General features: G+C 35.0%; 19 protein-coding genes and 2 riboswitches. Of the genes, 17 read left to right on the top strand and 2 right to left on the bottom strand.

What is annotated here, in order from left to right:
* Positions 1 to 478: 478 nt before the first annotated feature.
* Positions 479 to 1,369, bottom strand: coding sequence for a 4-hydroxy-tetrahydrodipicolinate synthase (gene dapA / locus D569_RS0117925; RefSeq protein WP_018933816.1), 891 nt, complete (start codon positions 1,367 to 1,369; stop codon positions 479 to 481).
* A 137-nt stretch (positions 1,370 to 1,506) separates the two neighbouring features.
* A riboswitch (Lysine riboswitch) is annotated at positions 1,507 to 1,689 on the bottom strand.
* 149 nt (positions 1,690 to 1,838) lie between these two features.
* A riboswitch (TPP riboswitch) is annotated at positions 1,839 to 1,945 on the top strand.
* A gap of 168 nt (positions 1,946 to 2,113) precedes the next feature.
* On the opposite strand from dapA, the gene D569_RS0117920 reads away from it, so the two are divergent.
* The 6 genes from D569_RS0117920 to D569_RS23135 all read left to right on the top strand — a co-directional run bounded on the left by D569_RS0117920 (position 2,114) and on the right by D569_RS23135 (position 7,762).
* Entirely contained in the window at positions 2,114 to 2,704 is a 591-nt protein-coding gene (locus tag D569_RS0117920) for an ECF transporter S component (RefSeq protein WP_018933815.1), read from the top strand.
* A gap of 6 nt (positions 2,705 to 2,710) precedes the next feature.
* Positions 2,711 to 4,165, top strand: coding sequence for an ABC transporter ATP-binding protein (locus D569_RS0117915; RefSeq protein ID WP_018933814.1), 1,455 nt, complete (start codon positions 2,711 to 2,713; stop codon positions 4,163 to 4,165).
* Positions 4,155 to 4,949, top strand: coding sequence for an energy-coupling factor transporter transmembrane component T family protein (locus D569_RS0117910; RefSeq protein WP_018933813.1), 795 nt, complete (start codon positions 4,155 to 4,157; stop codon positions 4,947 to 4,949). Before D569_RS0117915 ends, D569_RS0117910 begins: the two co-directional genes overlap by 11 nt.
* A gap of 156 nt (positions 4,950 to 5,105) precedes the next feature.
* The gene (locus tag D569_RS0117905; protein WP_018933812.1) at positions 5,106 to 6,596 is read left to right on the top strand and encodes a PD-(D/E)XK nuclease family protein; all 1,491 of its coding nucleotides are present in this window, start codon (positions 5,106 to 5,108) and stop codon (positions 6,594 to 6,596) included.
* Between the two features lie 62 nt (positions 6,597 to 6,658).
* Complete coding sequence (locus tag D569_RS0117900) at positions 6,659 to 7,384, top strand: YkgJ family cysteine cluster protein (protein WP_018933811.1); 726 nt, start codon at positions 6,659 to 6,661, stop codon at positions 7,382 to 7,384.
* A gap of 66 nt (positions 7,385 to 7,450) precedes the next feature.
* Positions 7,451 to 7,762 (top strand): YckD family protein, encoded by a 312-nt coding sequence (locus D569_RS23135; RefSeq protein ID WP_018933810.1) that lies wholly within the window; start codon positions 7,451 to 7,453, stop codon positions 7,760 to 7,762.
* A gap of 113 nt (positions 7,763 to 7,875) precedes the next feature.
* Here D569_RS23135 and D569_RS0117890 read toward each other — a convergent pair whose 3' ends face one another.
* The gene (locus D569_RS0117890; RefSeq protein ID WP_018933809.1) at positions 7,876 to 9,000 is read right to left on the bottom strand and encodes a CAP domain-containing protein; all 1,125 of its coding nucleotides are present in this window, start codon (positions 8,998 to 9,000) and stop codon (positions 7,876 to 7,878) included.
* A gap of 115 nt (positions 9,001 to 9,115) precedes the next feature.
* Here D569_RS0117890 and D569_RS0117885 point away from each other — a divergent pair, with 115 nt between their 5' ends.
* From D569_RS0117885 to D569_RS0117835, 11 genes are all read left to right on the top strand, one after another.
* Positions 9,116 to 9,691 (top strand): sigma-70 family RNA polymerase sigma factor, encoded by a 576-nt coding sequence (locus D569_RS0117885; RefSeq protein WP_083939075.1) that lies wholly within the window; start codon positions 9,116 to 9,118, stop codon positions 9,689 to 9,691.
* Between the two features lies 1 nt (position 9,692).
* Entirely contained in the window at positions 9,693 to 10,103 is a 411-nt protein-coding gene (locus tag D569_RS0117880) for an anti-sigma factor (RefSeq protein WP_018933807.1), read from the top strand.
* Positions 10,096 to 11,175: a hypothetical protein gene (locus D569_RS0117875; protein ID WP_018933806.1), complete on the top strand. Its 1,080-nt coding sequence runs from the start codon at positions 10,096 to 10,098 to the stop codon at positions 11,173 to 11,175. Before D569_RS0117880 ends, D569_RS0117875 begins: the two co-directional genes overlap by 8 nt.
* Positions 11,176 to 11,282: 107 nt before the next feature.
* On the top strand, positions 11,283 to 11,813 hold the full coding sequence (locus tag D569_RS0117870) for a sigma-70 family RNA polymerase sigma factor (protein ID WP_018933805.1): 531 nt from the start codon (positions 11,283 to 11,285) through the stop codon (positions 11,811 to 11,813).
* Entirely contained in the window at positions 11,806 to 12,750 is a 945-nt protein-coding gene (locus tag D569_RS23130; RefSeq protein WP_018933804.1) for a DUF4179 domain-containing protein, read from the top strand. Before D569_RS0117870 ends, D569_RS23130 begins: the two co-directional genes overlap by 8 nt.
* A gap of 231 nt (positions 12,751 to 12,981) precedes the next feature.
* Positions 12,982 to 13,272: a DUF5316 family protein gene (locus D569_RS0117860; RefSeq protein ID WP_018933803.1), complete on the top strand. Its 291-nt coding sequence runs from the start codon at positions 12,982 to 12,984 to the stop codon at positions 13,270 to 13,272.
* 378 nt (positions 13,273 to 13,650) lie between these two features.
* On the top strand, positions 13,651 to 14,628 hold the full coding sequence (locus tag D569_RS0117855; RefSeq protein ID WP_018933802.1) for a S8 family peptidase: 978 nt from the start codon (positions 13,651 to 13,653) through the stop codon (positions 14,626 to 14,628).
* A 135-nt stretch (positions 14,629 to 14,763) separates the two neighbouring features.
* The gene (locus D569_RS0117850; protein ID WP_018933801.1) at positions 14,764 to 15,666 is read left to right on the top strand and encodes an endonuclease I family protein; all 903 of its coding nucleotides are present in this window, start codon (positions 14,764 to 14,766) and stop codon (positions 15,664 to 15,666) included.
* Positions 15,667 to 15,834: 168 nt separating this feature from the next.
* Complete coding sequence (locus tag D569_RS0117845) at positions 15,835 to 16,233, top strand: carboxymuconolactone decarboxylase family protein (protein ID WP_018933800.1); 399 nt, start codon at positions 15,835 to 15,837, stop codon at positions 16,231 to 16,233.
* Positions 16,234 to 16,360: 127 nt separating this feature from the next.
* Complete coding sequence (locus D569_RS0117840; RefSeq protein WP_018933799.1) at positions 16,361 to 16,987, top strand: chloramphenicol phosphotransferase CPT family protein; 627 nt, start codon at positions 16,361 to 16,363, stop codon at positions 16,985 to 16,987.
* Positions 16,988 to 17,045: 58 nt separating this feature from the next.
* Positions 17,046 to 17,804 carry a DUF3891 family protein gene (locus D569_RS0117835; protein WP_026287377.1) on the top strand — a complete coding sequence of 253 codons (759 nt, stop codon included), beginning with the start codon at positions 17,046 to 17,048 and terminating at the stop codon, positions 17,802 to 17,804.
* The last annotated feature ends 18 nt before the right edge of the window (positions 17,805 to 17,822 follow it).

Below are 17,822 nucleotides of genomic sequence, written 5' to 3'. Positions count from 1 at the left end.
TTGGCGCCGTAGCCAGAAAGCTAACACATATTATTTTCGCCATATTACGAGATAACAAGCCATATGAACCACATGTTAAGTAAATAAAATTCGAACATACTTTCCCTTGAAACACCTCTCACATGAGGTGTATTTTCGCATGTCTTTTTTTAAATGAAAAATAATTCTTTAAAAATTACATCTTTATGGTTGACTTTCCATAGCTGGTCTTTCCGTGGGGTTTACCCTTCAGCTAACTTTTTCGAGCAAAACCCACTCGAAAAAGTGGATCTTCAAGTCAAACCATTCCCACAGGAGTGGAAGTGTGCGGCCTTCGCTAAGATCTGCTCTACAACGCTAGCATGAGGTAACGTGGTTGTTTTTACTCATAAATAGCAATTTCTAACCCATTGTAAAAATGTTCCACCAATGGTTAAATGTTTTCTTTATATGAAAAAATGAAAACAGTTCACTTTATAGTTAGTGAACTGTTTTTATATTAACCAGCATAATAATTTTCTTGAAGGAAATGTAAATGGTGTCTTAATATTTGCATTTCTTCTTCGTTTAATGGCAATAGTGGTAAACGGACATTTCCTACGTCTATACCATTCATCCCTAGAGCTGCCTTTACCGGTGTAGGACTTGGTGCCATAAACATTGTTTGCATAATTGGGAGTAAATATTGATGTAACTCCTGTGCTCTCCAAAAGTCGCCATTTTGACAAGCAGCAACCATTTCATTCATTTCGTTACCAATAATATGTGAAGAGACTGATACTATTCCATTTGCTCCAATGGCAACAGCAGGAAGTGTTAAATTATCATCACCACTGTATAGTGAGAAGTTCTGATCTGTTTCTCGAATGATTTTGGTCATCACATCGAGGTTACCACTAGCTTCTTTTACAGAAACGATATTATCGATTTTAGAAAGTTCAATAATCGTTTCTGGATTCACATTAACACTCGTTCTTCCTGGAATATTATACAACATCACTGGGAGTGTAGTAGATTCCGCAATGACTTTAAAGTGTTGATACAAGCCTTCCTGTGAAGGTTTATTGTAGTAGGGGGCAACAAGCATAACCCCATCTACACCAATCGTCTCCGCCTTTTTCGTCATTTCTATAGATTCACGAGTGTTGTTTGATCCTGTCCCTGCTATGACAGGTACGCGACCATTAACTGTTTTGACCGTAAATTTAATCAGTGATAATTTCTCTTCTTTTGATAGTGTAGGAGTTTCTCCAGTTGTTCCAGCAACAACTAGTGCATCAGTTCCATTTTGTAGTAAATAATTAATTAATCGTTCTGTTTTTCCATAATCAATGTCTCCATTTTGATCAAAGGGAGTTACCATCGCTGTTAATACACGTCCAAAGTTCATGATATATCCACCTCTATTCAAAGATTTAAAACAATTTGACTAGTTCCATTGAATAGAGGGTATCTCATCACCAATTGAATATAAAAAGATGCAACAATGAGGGCATTGTTGCATCTGGAATTCAAATCGGATTCGATGCGTGAGATAGCCCTCCATATAGTGTGGCACTATATGACAGCCCTGCATTTGTTCAATGAAGGACCAGTAAAATAAGTTGATGCGTACTTATTTTACTTCGGCAAATTCCCCTTTCGATAGCTTTCTCAGGCAACACCAGCCTCCCACTATGTACTAATGGTTTTTGCACCTCTATTCTCACTTCAATAAAAATTGAAGCAAAATATTTAATTGTTTTACGTTGCTACCAACTATATCAAAAAATATCGTTTCATGCAATCTGATTTACAAAAAAATTTCTTGACAATATGGAAAAATTTGATATGATGAAGTCGAATTAAATATTATCAACACATTCCACTAGGGGTGTCTTTTAAAGACTGAGATTAAAGTAATACTTTAAGACCCTTAGAACCTGATCTGGTTCATACCAGCGTAGGGAAGTGGCTAGTATCTAATATATTGCAATACTTTTTATATGGATAAGTATAGCCACTATCTCTACGTATGTATGGATAGTGGCTTTTTGTGTTTGGAGGAGGGTTTAGCTGGTAACTAAGTGTGTGATCAAGAACGGGTAAGACTCGACAAATACTTATTCTTAATTAAAAAAGGAGATGGATGTAGATGAGAAAAACGTTAACTTTGACTGATATTTTAATAACAATTGTTATTGCCTTTATTTTTAGTGTGATTTACAAACTGTGGGGCCCATTATACAGCTTTATAGGGATACTTGGTTTACATGTGGATCAGTTAATATACGGGATGTGGTTTATGGCTGCAACAGTGGCTTTTCTGATTATTCGCAAGCCGGGTATTGCTTTATTAGCAGAACTCGCAGCTGCTCAAGGAGAATTTTTATTTGGTGGACAATGGGGTATATCTCTCCTTCTATATGGTCTTGTACAGGGATTAGGCTGTGAACTAATCTTTGCTATGTATCGATATAAGAGTTATCGTCTGTATGTTACTTGTCTAGCAGCAATAGGCGCTGCGGTAGGATCGCTCCTATTAGATGTTTTTTATGGATATATCGATTCATTAGCACTATGGAATCTTACATTATTGATCGTTGCTAGGTTAGTAGGATCGATATTGATTACGGGTGTCTTTGCTTATTACTTGGTAGAAGCATTGGACAAAACGGGTGTCACAAAGGCAATCCGTCCAGTATCTAATGATGATTATCAAAGACTTGAAGATGAGATGAGGTAAATTGGCATGCTTGAAGTGAAAAATTTACGAGCTAAATATCCAAATGAAACATCATTATTATTCAAAGATGTTTCACTATCCATTCAACAAGGTGAGAAAGTACTGCTTGTCGGTCCATCTGGATCGGGAAAGTCCACCTTACTTCAGATATTGGCTGGCTTAATACCTGACGTGATAGAAGTACCTATTAAAGCTGATAAACGGAAGATTTCAGAATCGTATGGTATGGTTTTTCAAGATCCAGATGCCCAGTTTTGTATGCCTTATGTAGATGAGGAGATTGCTTTTGTACTCGAAAATAGAAACATACCACAGCAAAATATGGCTCCCTTAATTAGCCAATACCTAGATCAGGTTGGTTTACAATTAGCGGATGAACACGTTTCTGTCCAGCAATTATCAGGCGGTATGAAACAGCGGCTTGCGATAGCATCGGTATTAGCCTTGGAACCTGAAGTGTTGTTCTTAGATGAACCAACCGCTATGCTGGATCAGGTTGGCACGAAACAAGTTTGGGATACCTTGAAGGAAGTTTCTGAAGATAAGACAGTGGTGATTGTTGAACATAAAATTGATCATGTTTTACCCTTAGTTGATCGGGTCATTATTTTAGATGAAATAGGTGCTATAGTGGCTGATGGTGAACCAAACGATATATTCAGTCGATTCCGAAGTAAGTTGTATCAGTATGGGATATGGTATCCAAATATTTGGGACGACTATGCCCGCCAACTTCCTAATTATGCCCAATATGATAACGTGCATCAACCGATCATAACCATGGATTCCTTTCAGGGTTACTACCAAAAACAAATAAAAATGCATGTTAATGATGCAGTGATTCGTCGAGGAGACTGGCTAGCGATAACTGGTGAAAATGGTTCAGGTAAAAGTACGTTGATGCTTGCAATAATGCAATTGATTAAAACATCAGGAGAGATTAACTATTTTTTATCAGATAATATTAACACATGTGATTATCGGAAGATGGGGTATGTGTTCCAAAATCCTGAACTGCAATTTATCACGAATAGTGTTTATGCCGAACTAGAGCACTCTTTGAAAAATAGTGAGGTTCACCCAGAAGAGTTTGCAGATAGGATAGAAACCCATTTAAAAAGATATAACTTATATCATGTTAAAGACCACCATCCCTATCAATTATCGATTGGTCAAAAGAAACGATTAAGTGTAGCAACCGCTACGATTGCAGATGTTGATATTCTACTCTTGGATGAACCGACTTTTGGTCAAGATGCCAAAAACACTTTTCAAATGCTTGAACTTTTTGAAGAATGCCGAAAAAATGGCATCACCATTGTGATGGTTACCCATCAGCCTGAAATAGTTGAATTATATGCAACGAAGGAATGGCGAATAAAAGATGGGGAACTTATGGAAAGATTCGATCTTTCCAGAGTGCAAGAAAATATCTTGAAGGATGATATGTATGTCTATTAGTATTAGTTACCAACCAACCTGGTTACATCAGATAAATCCTAGTTTTAAATTATTGACATTAACTGCTCTATTTATTGGTTTGTTGTTTGTCCATAATCCTAACTTTTTGTTGTATATGATTACTGGAATTGTTGTGCTTTATCTTTTCGGTACCGGTCATCGTTGGAAAGTTATCGGGTTATTAGCTATTCCATTAACGATTATTTTTCTTTCCTCCTCTACAACGATGATCTTTTTTGGGGAGGGAGAGCAAACGTGGTTTAAATTCGGTCTCATACATATCACAGAGGAGAGTTTTTATCGTGGCATTCACTTAGGATTAAGAAGTATGGTTTTTGGCCTTTTAAGTTTACTATTCGCTTTAACGACTAGACCCGTATATTTATTTTACTCCACGATGCAGCAATTAAAGTTAAAGCCAAAGTATGCTTATAGTTTTATGGCAGCAATCCGTATGTTACCGATCATTGTGGAAGAATTTCAAACATTACGTCAAGCATTAAAGGTGAGAGGTGTCCAATATTCAAAAGGGATGAAAGGGATGTATGAAAAAGTAAAATTATATGCCATTCCTTTATTAGCCCAAAGTATTCGACGAGCCCATCGAATTGCCGTATCTATGGAGGCGAAACAATTCTCGAAAAATAATAAGCGAACTTTTTATTATCATTTAGGTTATACGAATAAAGATCTGTTATTTTTTCTCAGCTTAGTTGTTTGGTTAATGATTTCGTATGTTTGCAGTAATCAATTTACAGTATTTCCAGTTGAATATGTACGGTGAAAAGATTAACGATGAGGGTATAAATCAGTCTAATAAACATGGTTTATGCCTTTTTCTTTATCATAAATGGGATAAGCCGATATAAATGAAGAAGTTTAAAAAGATGGCGCTTTTTTTACATATCAAACGTCTATAGTGAGGAGAGGAGAGACTACTATGATTAATACGAAGTGTCCTATTTGTAGAGGTAATGTAGAAGAACAAGTTTCAGAAACATTAGAACTCATGAATAATCATAAGATTTATCTTGATGCTGACTTTGTCTATGTATGTGACAATCAATGTGGGTTCATTCAAAAGAACATGACTTATCCTATGGTTATTGCAAAGCAGAATTCAGAAATATTTTTAGTTGCACTTAATAGTGATAATGGGAGAATTGTAGATAAAGCCCAAAATGTATGTTTTCCAGTGATGAACATTGACTCGATATTAGCACGCGGATATTGGGAGGCATATGTTGGTTCCCTGGATGGTTTATCATTATTACGAGAAGCTCGCGACAGCCGATCTGGTTATATAGAGGAGCCAAACTTATTTGATTTTGCAACAAGTGAACTTTCACAAGACGCTTTTTTGTGTTGGTTGTTTGAGTATGCTAGGAAAGAAAGTGCAGAGACAGCAGGACAGATAGCACAAGACATATTAAATAATATCTTTCATCAATTTCAAAAATTAAACCAAACCTTTACCGAAAGTTTTGAAGATTATTATTTAGTTGATATAAAGAAACAAGCTCATCATATTGATATTTTATTAATCCTTGAATCGAAAATCTCTAATGAGAAAGTCTATATTGTCATAGAAGATAAAGTAAATAGTGGAGAAAGTCGTCAAGATCAACCTGAATTTTATGTTAATACCTTAAAGAAGCTAGAAACAAAAGGATATATTATACCTGTCTATTTTAAAACTGGTTATCTATCACCTTTAAAAGAAATGAATTTAAAAGAGCGAAATATCGTATATATTGGTAATCAAACTATTCACCAGATATTTACTCGTTACTTGCAACAAATTTCGAAGCATATTATATTATGGCATTGGTGGAATCATTTCTTAACAAACCATTATAAGCCAATTGAGCGCACTTGCAACTGGACTATTGATCCCCAATGGTCATTAAAAGAAGTTAATCAAAAAGTAAAAGATGAAGATTTGACGGTTCCACTTGTTTTTGACAAGGTAGTCCAAGTATTGTTTAAAGAGTTGGAAAATGAAAATGAACAGTATAGGAGAAAGACATTTACTGTACAGGGCAAAGGTCATATTGACTGGCATTACGAGATACATAAAAAAAGTTGGAAAAACAAGTCCCAGAATATCTTGGTCAGCCTGTACTTTATTTGGGATATGAATCGGTTTTCTCTCGTTATAAAATCCTCTCCATATAAATATAAGCCGAAGAATAAATTATCAAGTGAAGAATATCAATCTTATATGACTTCCAAGAAATTGATTAAAAATAAATTGAAAGATAATCATCATTTAGATTGGCAATTTACCAATTATTATCTTCAAATAGGAAACTTGAAAGATATTAATGAACTCACAATCGGAAAGTTAAAAGAAACAATGACAGGAACAATAAGTTTAACCTGTCATGAGCTGGATCAAATCTTCTTCTATTTGAAAAACAATCTGTAAAACTGAGTGTTCGAAAATCTGTTATACTAGTCAAAGAAATGAAAACTAGTAGGAGACCAAATATGAATCATTATTTAACACAGGAAGAAATTATAAAAAAATGCAACGAATTAAATGAGAAATACCAAATTAACGAAGATGCTTTCTATCAAATTGTTGATCAATTAATAGATAGCAATCTTTCCGCAGACCAAAAATTAATTAAAAGTTTTCAGCTTCTGCTTGAAGCCGTATCAACGGAAATTAATCAGATGGAAAAGACCGTAGACTTAGAACCAACTTGCCGAATGGGTTGTGCTTTTTGTTGCTACTTTCCGATTGTAATTAATAAGATGGAAGCAAAGTTAATCAAGCATTCTATTAGACAGATGCCTGTAGAGCGAAAAGAAAAAATAGCGGAGCATTTTGCCCATTACTATCGAGAGTATAAGGATAAGGTAAAACAGTTTTCCGAATTGGATGTAACAGACCGCAACCACAAATATAACTATAAAAAATCTTTATTACCTTGTGTTATGTTAGACACAGAAAGGAATCAATGTTTGGCATACGAGATAAGACCTTTACCCTGTCGAACATACGTTAATTATAGTGATCCCGCAGTTTGTGCTGATCAAGTCATGCCTGAGGAGACGATCAGTTATGAATTCCTGTATCAGGAGTACATGGGAGCTATTAATGAGTTATTAATGTATCTATATGAGCAGGAGGATACAGGAATCATTGAATATCCGAATGACTTGTATCAGGAAGATTTGCTAATAAACTGGATGAAAGATTTCAGCTAACCACTCCATTTTTCGCATAAGTATGCAAAAGATTGCAATACTAAGGGAAAAAGGAGTGTGATCAAATTGCGGAAGTTTTATATTGCATGTTTATTGACCATTTCCATTGGAGGATTATTCCTTTCGTCTGTACAGGCAGAAACAGAGGAAGTGAAACTATCTGATGAGCAGATAGATGAAATCAAAACTCTGAAACAGGAAGTAATGGAAAAAGAAAAGCAAATCATTGAGAAATACGTAGAATATGGTGTTTTTCCAGAAGAAAAAGGTCAAAAGATAATCCAACATATGGAGAAAAAATATGAAAAGCTCCAGGAAAATAACTTCATTCCAAAATGGGATCATAAACATCACCTGAAACATGATAACGAAAATTAATTATCGAAGGGCGATTCGTGAAGTCTCCTAGTTTCTGGGTGCTTGGAGCTAGACAAATCCAAAAATTTGTACTTACCTAATTACAAATAATGCTTACCTTTAGAAGGTAAGCATTATTGCGTTAAATAGGTTTCAGTATAGAATGGTTGCCCATCTTCTTGAAAAGCAACCCCTACAGACATTTGTCTAAAATCGGAGTTTAAAATATTGTCCCGATGCCCTTTTGAATTCATAAGTCCTTGATGAGCAAAGATACTGCTAGGCTGTCCTGCTGCTAAATTTTCTCCAGCCATACGGAATGTGATGTTATCTTCTTCCAAGCGATCAAATGGTGATTGGTTATCTAAATTGGTATGTCCAAAATAATTATTTTCCGCCATATCTTCACTATGATTTTGAGCAGTTACTCTAGAGGTTTCATGCCATTCCAATATTGGTTCTTCAAATTTAGCTCTTGCAGCATTGGTAAGATCAAACAGCTGATATTCTAAACCCTCTGCTAAGGCACTATCCGGAGCTGCAAAATAGTCCTCCTTTTGGTCTTCCAGACTTTCATGAATGATTTGAATAGCCGCTATCCGATTCTCTTGATGCATGTCATAAAAAATGGTGACATAGTTATCATCGATTAAATAGGTGTCCTGTTCATCGTTATCATTGATACGATATTTAACAAATCCTTTTTTAATGGAATCAAGCGGTTCTCCAAATGTTTCTCTTACGTCATTTTTATCGTTTTGTAGGGTTATATCAACGCTCGAACTAATCAAGTCTTGATTGGTGTACAGCCCTACGACCTGATTATCATCGTTATAAGCAACCATGACAAAATTTTGGAAATGTTCATGGTAAGTGTACCAATTTGTCCCATATTCATTTAATGTACTTCGTTTCGAGTCATTAAGAATACTTTCAACATCTGACTTTTTATCATTAATCTCGATGTTATGAATCGAAAAAGTTTGTTCAGTAGGTTTCGTGAGATCAGGTGATTCTATATTAGGGGAAGGTACATCTTCAGAATGATCGTCTGTCACGGAGTTAAATAAACTTTCTAATTCGAAACGAAGGTTTTTGAGTGTGCTGCTTATCTGGCTATTATTTTTTAATTGATTAAAATCATCCTTCATCTCATGCCAAACGCCAGTTAATCCATCTTGCTTAAAATCATCTTCATATAAAAACCATATTAATCCTCCTATTAACAGGAAGAAAACAATCGTTCGAAACTTGGGCAAATCCTCACTCCTGACTTCTTTGGTATTCTATTCTTTCATTATATCATGATTACAGATAAATATAAGTGAAAAAAATTTTAATATTTTTGTAGTCATTCTCCTTTTTTAAACGTCAATTAAAGGAGAGACAAAAAAGGAAGGGGGGAGCATCATTCAAGATGAACAACTGATCAAAAAAATAAGAGCGGGCAATCAACATGCGATCCGCTTGTTGATAGAGCGGTACAAACATCATGTTTTTAAAGTAACTTATAGTGTTGTACATGATGAAAAGATCGCAGAAGATCTAGCACAAGAAACCTTTATTAAAATGATTGATGCTCTTTCTTCCTATCAGCATAAAGGCTTTAAAACTTGGATTAGTCGTATTGCCCTACATAAAGCAATTGATTATAAGCGAAAAAAGACAAGACAGAACGAAGAATTAGAAACCTTTGAAGTATTTGAACCAGTAAGTATGCAGACAGATCCAGACGAACAAGTCATCAGTAAGGATACATTAAACAAGGTTCATCAATACATTAATAACATGCCGGAAAAGTTTCAAATCGTGGTGAAAGCTTATTATTTTGAAGAATTAACTTATAAACAAATCGCACAAAAGTTAGGTGTAGAAGAAACGAATGTCAAGATGAGATTATATCGAGCAAGAAAATGGATGAAGCAAAACTGGAAGGAGGAGGATTTTTAACATGAAACATATGACAAGAGACGCTCTACTGGCTTATATAAATGCAGAGTCTAACCAGGAGACAGAAGTTGAAAATCATTTATTAGAATGTGAAACATGTACTGATTTATATTTATCAATCGTAGAGGAAGTCGAAATGAACAGCGGGCTTTCTGCTCATTTTACAGATGATACACTTCAGCAATTGGAAATCAGACTACCTGCTCCTTCGAGAAAGAAACAAAACCATGTATTCATCCATTACCTTGTAGCAGCTGGCTTAACGATTTTACTAACTATTACTGGTGTATTCCAAGGGGCATTAGATGTATCAGATATCCAACAAAAAAAAGGTGGATCTATTACGGATCACCTAATGACGAAAACAGATGGTGTATTACAAGAAATAAAGGGGGTTCATCGTCATGAATAAATCAGGATTAGCGGCATTTTTTCTAGGATTCATTCCAGGATTTGGACACATTTACTGGGGACATAAAATTCGAGGTGTTCTTTATACACTTGCGTTTGCTATAACTGTTGTATTAGCTTTTTATATGGTAATATTCGGGTTTGATCCCTATCATGACACTTTTTTTATGCTAGCCTTTTTAGCTTTCATGATATGGGGTATTAATATGATGGATATTACGATTACACTTTTCATAGCAAAAGTACACAATGGTACAAATGAGAGTAGTAGTCAAACACATCACCTAAAGGAAACATCTAACGAGCGAGTGACTACTATGTTGTTGTCGGTAATACCTGGAATGGGACATTTTTATTTAGGCTTGTCTTATCGTGGATTAACCATACTTGCTGCCTTTTTCGGCGTGATCATCATGGTTTTCTTTATTAGCTTTCTAACGAGTGCTGTCTTTTTAATTTTTCTTTTAGCACTGCCAATTATTTGGATATATAGCATGTTTGATATTATCCAGCTATTAAATCAAAAACAGGCAGGTAAAGAATTAGAAGATCGAACCATCATGGACGATTTTAATCGAATACATGATAATGAGAAAAAAAGTAAGATGATCGCGACTATATTAGCGATTTTCCCTGGGGCAGGTCATTTATACTTAGGCTTGCAGAAAAGAGGTATTCAGATAATGGCATCCTTTTTATTTTCGATTTACATTTTGGATGTCCTAAACTTATCACTTTTTCTATTTCTGATTCCGTTAATTTGGTTTTTTAGTTTCTTTGATGCCTTACAATTAGCGAATCGGTTTGAATATGAAGTACTGGAAGATGTTCCGATTATAAAATATTTAGCTAGTTATCAAAAATGGATTGGTATTGCACTCATTATACTTGGTTTGTTCTATTTACTGGATTCAGTGTTGATGCCCGTCTTTGCTAGTTATTTAGAAGAGTTATTTCATATCAATTTTCAACAATTATATTATCAGTATTTCCAAGTTACAGTTATTAGTCTATTGCTGATAGGTGCAGGCATCCTACTTGCTATCAATCAAAAAAAAGCTAAAAATAAATAACGAAGATAAAGAAGGGGAGATTGTTAAAAGTTTTCCCTTCTTTTTTCATTTATAATGAACTTATTGCATGTTTCAATACTCTTATATAGGAGAGGGGGATAGCGGTAATGAATGTAGCACTGGTAAAGAAAGCAAAAAAAGGGGATAAAGAAGCACTTTTAAGCCTGATTTTAAGTCAAAAAGATGATTATTATCGCTTGGCATTTTCCTATATGAGAAAAGAAGAAGATGCTTTAGATGTCATAGAAGATATGATTGTTAAGCTTTATGAAAACATTCACTTATTAAAAAACAACAAATCTTTTTACAGCTGGAGTAAAAAGATATTAGTCAATTGTTGTCATAATGCCTATCGCAAAAGAAATAAAACCGTTCTATTAGATGAACAGGAAGCAGAAAATACGTTGAAACAAGCTCATAATGATTTTGAACGAGTGGAGAGGCAATTAGACATACATAGCATGCTGGCACATCTTAATGAAAAGCAAGCGGAGGCGATACGCTTAAGATATTTACATGACCTTGATTTCCTAACTATCGCCAACATGACGAATACTTCTATAGGAACGATAAAATCTAGAGTATTCTACGGTTTAAAAAAGTTACATTCTTTGTATCGAGGTGATCAAAATGAGTAGTGTAAAGAAAGAGATACAAAAAGAAAAGCAACAATTAGCCACTCTTCATGCTCCGAAACATCTAGAGGATCGCTTGCGTGCTGCTTTAGAAAGAGAAGATAGTAAAAAATCCAATAGAACAAATGTTATTTGGAAATTTGCGGTAGCTATCATCTTTTTTTCGGTCTTGATAAGTTATAATTACCAAGGGCTAGCTTATTATGGTAAGAAAATAATAGGTTTTGATAACGTAGATGTCATATCGGATACGTTACAAGATTTAAACGAAATGGGAAACGGCCAAAGTATTAATGAAAGCATAACATTAGAAAGTGGGGTAATATTTACTGTTAATGGAGTAATGGTTGACGATAATCAATTCATTCTATACTATACCTTAACGAGTGAATCAAATAATCTGGATGATCCTGAGTTAGATTATACACCAATTAAACTATCTGGTTTTCTTACCAATTCTCATATGGACAGTGGGGCAGCCAATTTAAGTGATGATAAAAGTACAGTAAAGGGGACATATTCCTTTGAACCACCAAATGGTTTTGCTAAGGAATTAACTTTACATTTTCAAATGTCAGACAAAACACTAACCTTTGACTATGATCCTAATAAAGCGATGGGTACCAGTTTCAAACAGCGAATCGGTCAAAGAATGGATTATGATAATGGTTATGTAGACTTTGAGACGATTACAGCATCACCAACCACAACCGTGATTAGGGGCTCTACAACGAAAGAAATGATCGATCAAAATTTGTTTGATCAGCTAGAGCTTGTAGCTGATGGTAATAAAATAGAGCTTATGGGTAGTAGTTCCAGCAGTAAATGGACTGGTGGTTATCAATTCGAAATACGCTATGATGCATTGCCTACTGATGTATCCCATCTGGAAATCAGTTCATATTTATCAGAAGAAAGAATAGAAATTATCGCCGATTAAAAATGGTTAGGGTTGTCCCTTTATACAGGGATAATCCTTTTTAAATCATTTCATACCGTCAAGCATTTTCAATTTGCGTAAGTAAAGCGAGAAATAAGATTAAAACCTTTGCATTCGTATATTTTAGCAAAAAAGTTTTTTAACAGGTGAAATCGCAATAGGAAGTTAGCTAAATTCCTAGGTGAAACAAAATTAATAGTTATTCATAAATGTATATCAAGGAGGGATAACTTGAGATATTTTCTTATCGGTATTATTTTCGCTGTAATCGGTGTTTTACTATCAATTATTATATGGGGAGTGGATAAGGCATATGTGATTACCGGAGGTATTGGCATCGTGTTCATTGGAATTTCGATGATTTTTTCAGGAGCCTTGCTAAGCGGAGACCGAATGAGAGCCAATTATGCAACAGAATCTGCAAAGGATAGAAGAACTAGAAATACTGTTACCTTTCGAGCAGCTTTAATTGGCATAACTAATCTGATCATTGCGTTACTCATTTACTATATTATCAATTAACAACATGATATCTCTGATATAAATATTTTTGAAATAGACGTGAAAGACATCTATATTGTACTAGCAGAAGAAAGCTTATATTATGCAATAAAATAATGAAAGTGAGCGCTAGAGTTATAAATGATATTACTCTATATGTTAAATGAGGAATATTAACATTCCTCATTTATTTGTTTATACATAAACGATTGAGGTTATATGTATAACAAAGGGCTGATTGTATATAAAAGCTTATGAATACGGATACAGACTATTTCTCTATGTAAAAATAAAATGTCAAATATTACAAATATATTAAATATAGTAAAACTAGTAAACTTTAGCAAGCCTAGTACATATATTATAGAGAGAAGATATTTTACTGAAGGAGGATGACGTATGACACAAAAAAAGGTTCATTTAATACCTTACACGATTCAGTCGATTGAGGATTCAAAAAATGAGACTCCAGAAGGTATTCAATTAGTACAGGCTCCTGCCATTTGGGAGAAAAGCAATGAAGGGGAAGGTATTGTTATTGCGGTTATAGACACTGGTATTGAGTCGGATCATCCAGATCTAAAGGAGCGAATAATTGGTGGTAGAAATTTTACATCAGATTATAACGGAGACCAAGACAACTATGAAGACAATAACGGTCATGGCACACACGTATCTGGAACCATTGCAGCAAGCCTTGATGGAGAGGGAGTTGTAGGTGTTGCTCCAAAAGCTAAACTATTAAGTCTAAAGGCGTTAACAGGGGAAGGTTCAGGTGAATATGATTGGATCATAGATGCAATAAACTATGCAGTTGAATGGCGTGGTCCAAACAATGAGCGAGCGCGAGTAATTTGCATGTCTCTAGGTGGTCCTAATGACGTAGATGAGATGCATGAAGCGATTCAACATGCAGTTAATCAAGATGTATCTGTCGTTGTTGCGGCGGGAAATGAAGGAGACGGGGATGAGGAAACACCTGAGTATGCTTACCCTGCAGCTTATACAGAAGTGATTTGCGTTGGTGCTGTAGATATGGAATTACAGCTTGCTCCTTTTTCTAATACTAATAAGGAAGTGGATCTTGTAGCCCCAGGTGTGGATGTTTTATCAACATATATAGATAATAAATTTGCTAAACTATCAGGGACCTCGATGGCAGCGCCGCATGTTGCAGGAGCTTTAGCCTTACTGATTAATTTAAGTGAAAAAGAGTTTGATAGATCTCTAGTTGAACCAGAAATCTATGCGCAACTTATCAGACGTACGCTTCCACTTGATTATCAAAAAAGCGCAGAGGGAAATGGCTTTCTCCTATTGAACCTAGTTGACCAATTAGATCGGATTAGTGCTCCAAGTGTGGAGAGAACTGATTGATCTTAAAACTAGATAGGAAAATCTCGGTCTAACTATCATGTCGTAATGTGAGTTGTTATATATGAATGGACAGGTTGGCTGTTAAAAATCCTCCTTCCTGTCCTTTTCTTATGGTAAGTAGAAGGGGGAATAATCTTGAATAAGTCGGAAGGGAAAGATTTAAAAAACGCATTGTTGGAATTAAGGGAGTATCAAAAGAAAATTAAAAATACGAAAGAGTATTATGATGAAGAGGAAGACTCTCGTATTGTCATGGATTATTACTGTGACATTAACTTTGATGAAGCGGATAAATCTAAATTATTTGAGCAACTTCATCAGTTAATTACAACAACACACAAAAATCAGCTTCCTTATAATTCTGAAACACGTGATTATCTTTATTCTACAATTGATCTCCATATGGACGGGAACCTTAAAAGTATCTATTCAGGTAGCCACAAGAATCCTGAGCAAGCCATTAGAGAAGATCACGAAGCAGCGCTAAAAAGAAAAGAAGAATATGATAAGTTGTTAAATAATAAACCTCAAACTGATAATGTATGGAACAAAGCGGTAGCGGTCATTGAAAGGGAAAACATGTTTAATTGTGAACATGTTGTACCTCAATCATGGTTTGATCAGGGCAGTCCGATGAGAGGCGATTTACACCATCTTTTCACATGCGAAAAAAAGTGTAATTCGACCAGATCTAATTATCCTTATTTTGATTTTGAAGACTACACACCAGAAATGGAAACCGAAACGATAAAAACAAGTTGTGGGAAATACGAAGATGAGAAATTTGAACCCGAAAGTGGCAAAGGTGAGGTTGCCCGAGCTACATTGTACTTCTTGCTAAGATACCCAGGGGAAATTAGTCAATACAACGATAAAGACATTGAAATGCTAGTAAATTGGCACAAAGAATTTGAAGTATCTATTTACGAAAAACATCGTAATAAAGAAATCTATCATAGACAAAAGAATAGAAATCCTCTTATTGATTTTCCAGAATACGCAGACAATATCGATTTTATGTTAGGTTTATTGAAATAAAGATCATATACTATTTGAACTAGTAGAGTGTGAAGAAGGCTTAATAATGTTCTTCACACTCTTTTTGAACGGAAAAGTATCGTCATAATCGTTAGTAAAATAAAGGAATATTCAAATGAATATAGAATTAGTTAGTAATTAATGATTTTAATAGAAAGGGTTGAAAACATGGATAAACGACAAATGGGGTGGAACAAAATTAGAGAAATTGCTGGTGAACAAGGGGTTAAAACGATGGAAGCTGTGCAGGCGTATTCTCCTAGGCTAGCCAACATGGCTTTAGAATACGGATATGGCGATATTTATTCTAATGATACGTTAGATTCTCGTCAACGTGCTTTGATTACGTTATCATCTCTTATTTCACAAGGTGATCACGGAACTGCGCTAATTTTCCATTTCAAAGCCGCTCTTAAGGTAGGATTAACAAAGGAAGAAATTCTAGAATTGATTAATCATTGTAGTGGTTATGTTGGTTTTCCTAAAGCGATAGCTTCTTTGAATCTTTTCCAACAAGCGTATAGTGAATTTGAAAATGAAAGCGAAGAAGTAAGTTTATCCGAATAAGAAGAATGAATGTTGAACAAAAACTCTAGCAATTAGCAATCGAACTAATACAAATTAGATACCTTATTGGGAAGGGGGCGCAAAGATGTACAGTTGAAACAATACAGAAAAAAGGAGGAAGGAATAGTTGTTGAAAGAAAATGAATACGGAAATATAATAATCCTAAACGGTACGCCAAGGTCTGGTAAGTCCAGCATTGCATTAAGTATTCAGAACACTTTTGAAGGTGTATGGATGAACTTAGGTGTTGATCAGTTTATGCAAATGACTCCAGATCAATTTATGCCTGGCATTGGTTTACGACCTGGAGGTGAACGCCCGGATCTTGAGCCACTTGTCAGTACGATGTATCAAGCTATGTATGAAGCAACAGCAGCTTTTAGTCGTTCAGGATTAAACGTTGTGATGGACGTAGGTCATCATGAAGGATATTCTGTTCATCTAGGCATTCTTCAAAAATGTACCAAGATACTAGAAGGCTTTCCTGTTTGGTTCGTAGGTGTCCGTTGTCCCATAGACGTTGTTATGGAAAGAAGAATAAAGACATGGAACGTAGGTTACAACAATGATAGTACGGTGCCAAAACCAGTTACTTTATGGCAACAGCTTGTCCATGTACCTGGTATTTATGACATAGAAGTTGATACTTCGTTACATTCTTCTAAAGAGTGTGTTCAATTAATTCGCAGACGGCTCGAAGATGCTCAACCCGCAAAGGCTTTCGAATATATTAGAAACATGGAATCACAATAATCTTTTGATTGTATACAAAGGTTCGTATTTATTTTAAAACATATACATGGGAGGTTGAATGATGATCATTTTAGATACAGGGGAATTTTTTAAAATGACAACACAGCATCACCATGCTGAATTTTCAGGAGACCTTGCAAAGCAGCTCAGAGATGACTTTTTTATTCATACTAACTATAGAGACGCTGTTATCCTTTCTATAACCGAGCATGATCGTGCCTGGATTAGATTGGACGAAGTTCCCATTTGGAATGATCAGCAAAATTCTCCATATTCATTTACAGATTATCCTCTTTTGCCTAAAATAACGATGTATAAAAAGGGAATTGATGAAGTAGGAAAGATCAATCTGTATGCTGCCTTGTTATGTAGTATTCACTATACTTCATTCGGGGATATCCGCCAGTCTGAACAACAGGATTGCAAAGACTACATGAAAAATGAACAGCAAAGACAACAACAAATAAAAACGAAATACCCTGATCTCAACGATAAAGTGATTTCACAGCATTACCGATTATTGCGTTTCTTAGATGAATTATCTCTTTACGTTTGTTTAAACGAGGAAGGGGCGACCAAAAATGAAGAGCATCACTGGTTTGTTAATGGGTTTGATACATGGATAAATGGTCAACAATATACTGCTGAGTGGAGAAGTAAAAATGAAATTAGAATAACTCCATTTCCATTTAAATCAGATTTTGACATTACTTTAAAAACAAAGTATGTGCCAAAAGATTTAAGAGAAAAAAATGGTATCAACTCAGCATATCATGACACTAATTATACATTTAGTATACTTAGAATAGTACGTTGAAAATTGATAAATTGTATT

The organism is Gracilibacillus lacisalsi DSM 19029, assembly GCF_000377765.1.
GTDB lineage: Bacteria > Bacillota > Bacilli > Bacillales > Amphibacillaceae > Gracilibacillus > Gracilibacillus lacisalsi.
The sequence above is the reverse complement of the archived record's forward strand: the minus strand, read 5'-3'. Positions and strand labels throughout refer to the sequence as shown.

What these genes read in the sequence shown, in the direction of transcription:
- D569_RS0117905 (WP_018933812.1), top strand. Translation starts at nt 5,106, where the DNA reads ATGATTAATACGAAGTGTCCTATTTGTAGAGGTAATGTAGAAGAACAA.
- D569_RS0117855 (WP_018933802.1), top strand. Translation starts at nt 13,651, where the DNA reads ATGACACAAAAAAAGGTTCATTTAATACCTTACACGATTCAGTCGATT.
- D569_RS0117915 (WP_018933814.1), top strand. Translation starts at nt 2,711, where the DNA reads ATGCTTGAAGTGAAAAATTTACGAGCTAAATATCCAAATGAAACATCA.
- dapA (WP_018933816.1), bottom strand. Translation starts at nt 1,369, where the DNA reads ATGAACTTTGGACGTGTATTAACAGCGATGGTAACTCCCTTTGATCAA.
- D569_RS0117870 (WP_018933805.1), top strand. Translation starts at nt 11,283, where the DNA reads ATGAATGTAGCACTGGTAAAGAAAGCAAAAAAAGGGGATAAAGAAGCA.
- D569_RS0117880 (WP_018933807.1), top strand. Translation starts at nt 9,693, where the DNA reads ATGAAACATATGACAAGAGACGCTCTACTGGCTTATATAAATGCAGAG.
- D569_RS0117875 (WP_018933806.1), top strand. Translation starts at nt 10,096, where the DNA reads ATGAATAAATCAGGATTAGCGGCATTTTTTCTAGGATTCATTCCAGGA.
- D569_RS0117835 (WP_026287377.1), top strand. Translation starts at nt 17,046, where the DNA reads ATGATGATCATTTTAGATACAGGGGAATTTTTTAAAATGACAACACAG.
- D569_RS0117920 (WP_018933815.1), top strand. Translation starts at nt 2,114, where the DNA reads ATGAGAAAAACGTTAACTTTGACTGATATTTTAATAACAATTGTTATT.
- D569_RS0117900 (WP_018933811.1), top strand. Translation starts at nt 6,659, where the DNA reads ATGAATCATTATTTAACACAGGAAGAAATTATAAAAAAATGCAACGAA.
- D569_RS23130 (WP_018933804.1), top strand. Translation starts at nt 11,806, where the DNA reads ATGAGTAGTGTAAAGAAAGAGATACAAAAAGAAAAGCAACAATTAGCC.
- D569_RS0117910 (WP_018933813.1), top strand. Translation starts at nt 4,155, where the DNA reads ATGTCTATTAGTATTAGTTACCAACCAACCTGGTTACATCAGATAAAT.
- D569_RS0117845 (WP_018933800.1), top strand. Translation starts at nt 15,835, where the DNA reads ATGGATAAACGACAAATGGGGTGGAACAAAATTAGAGAAATTGCTGGT.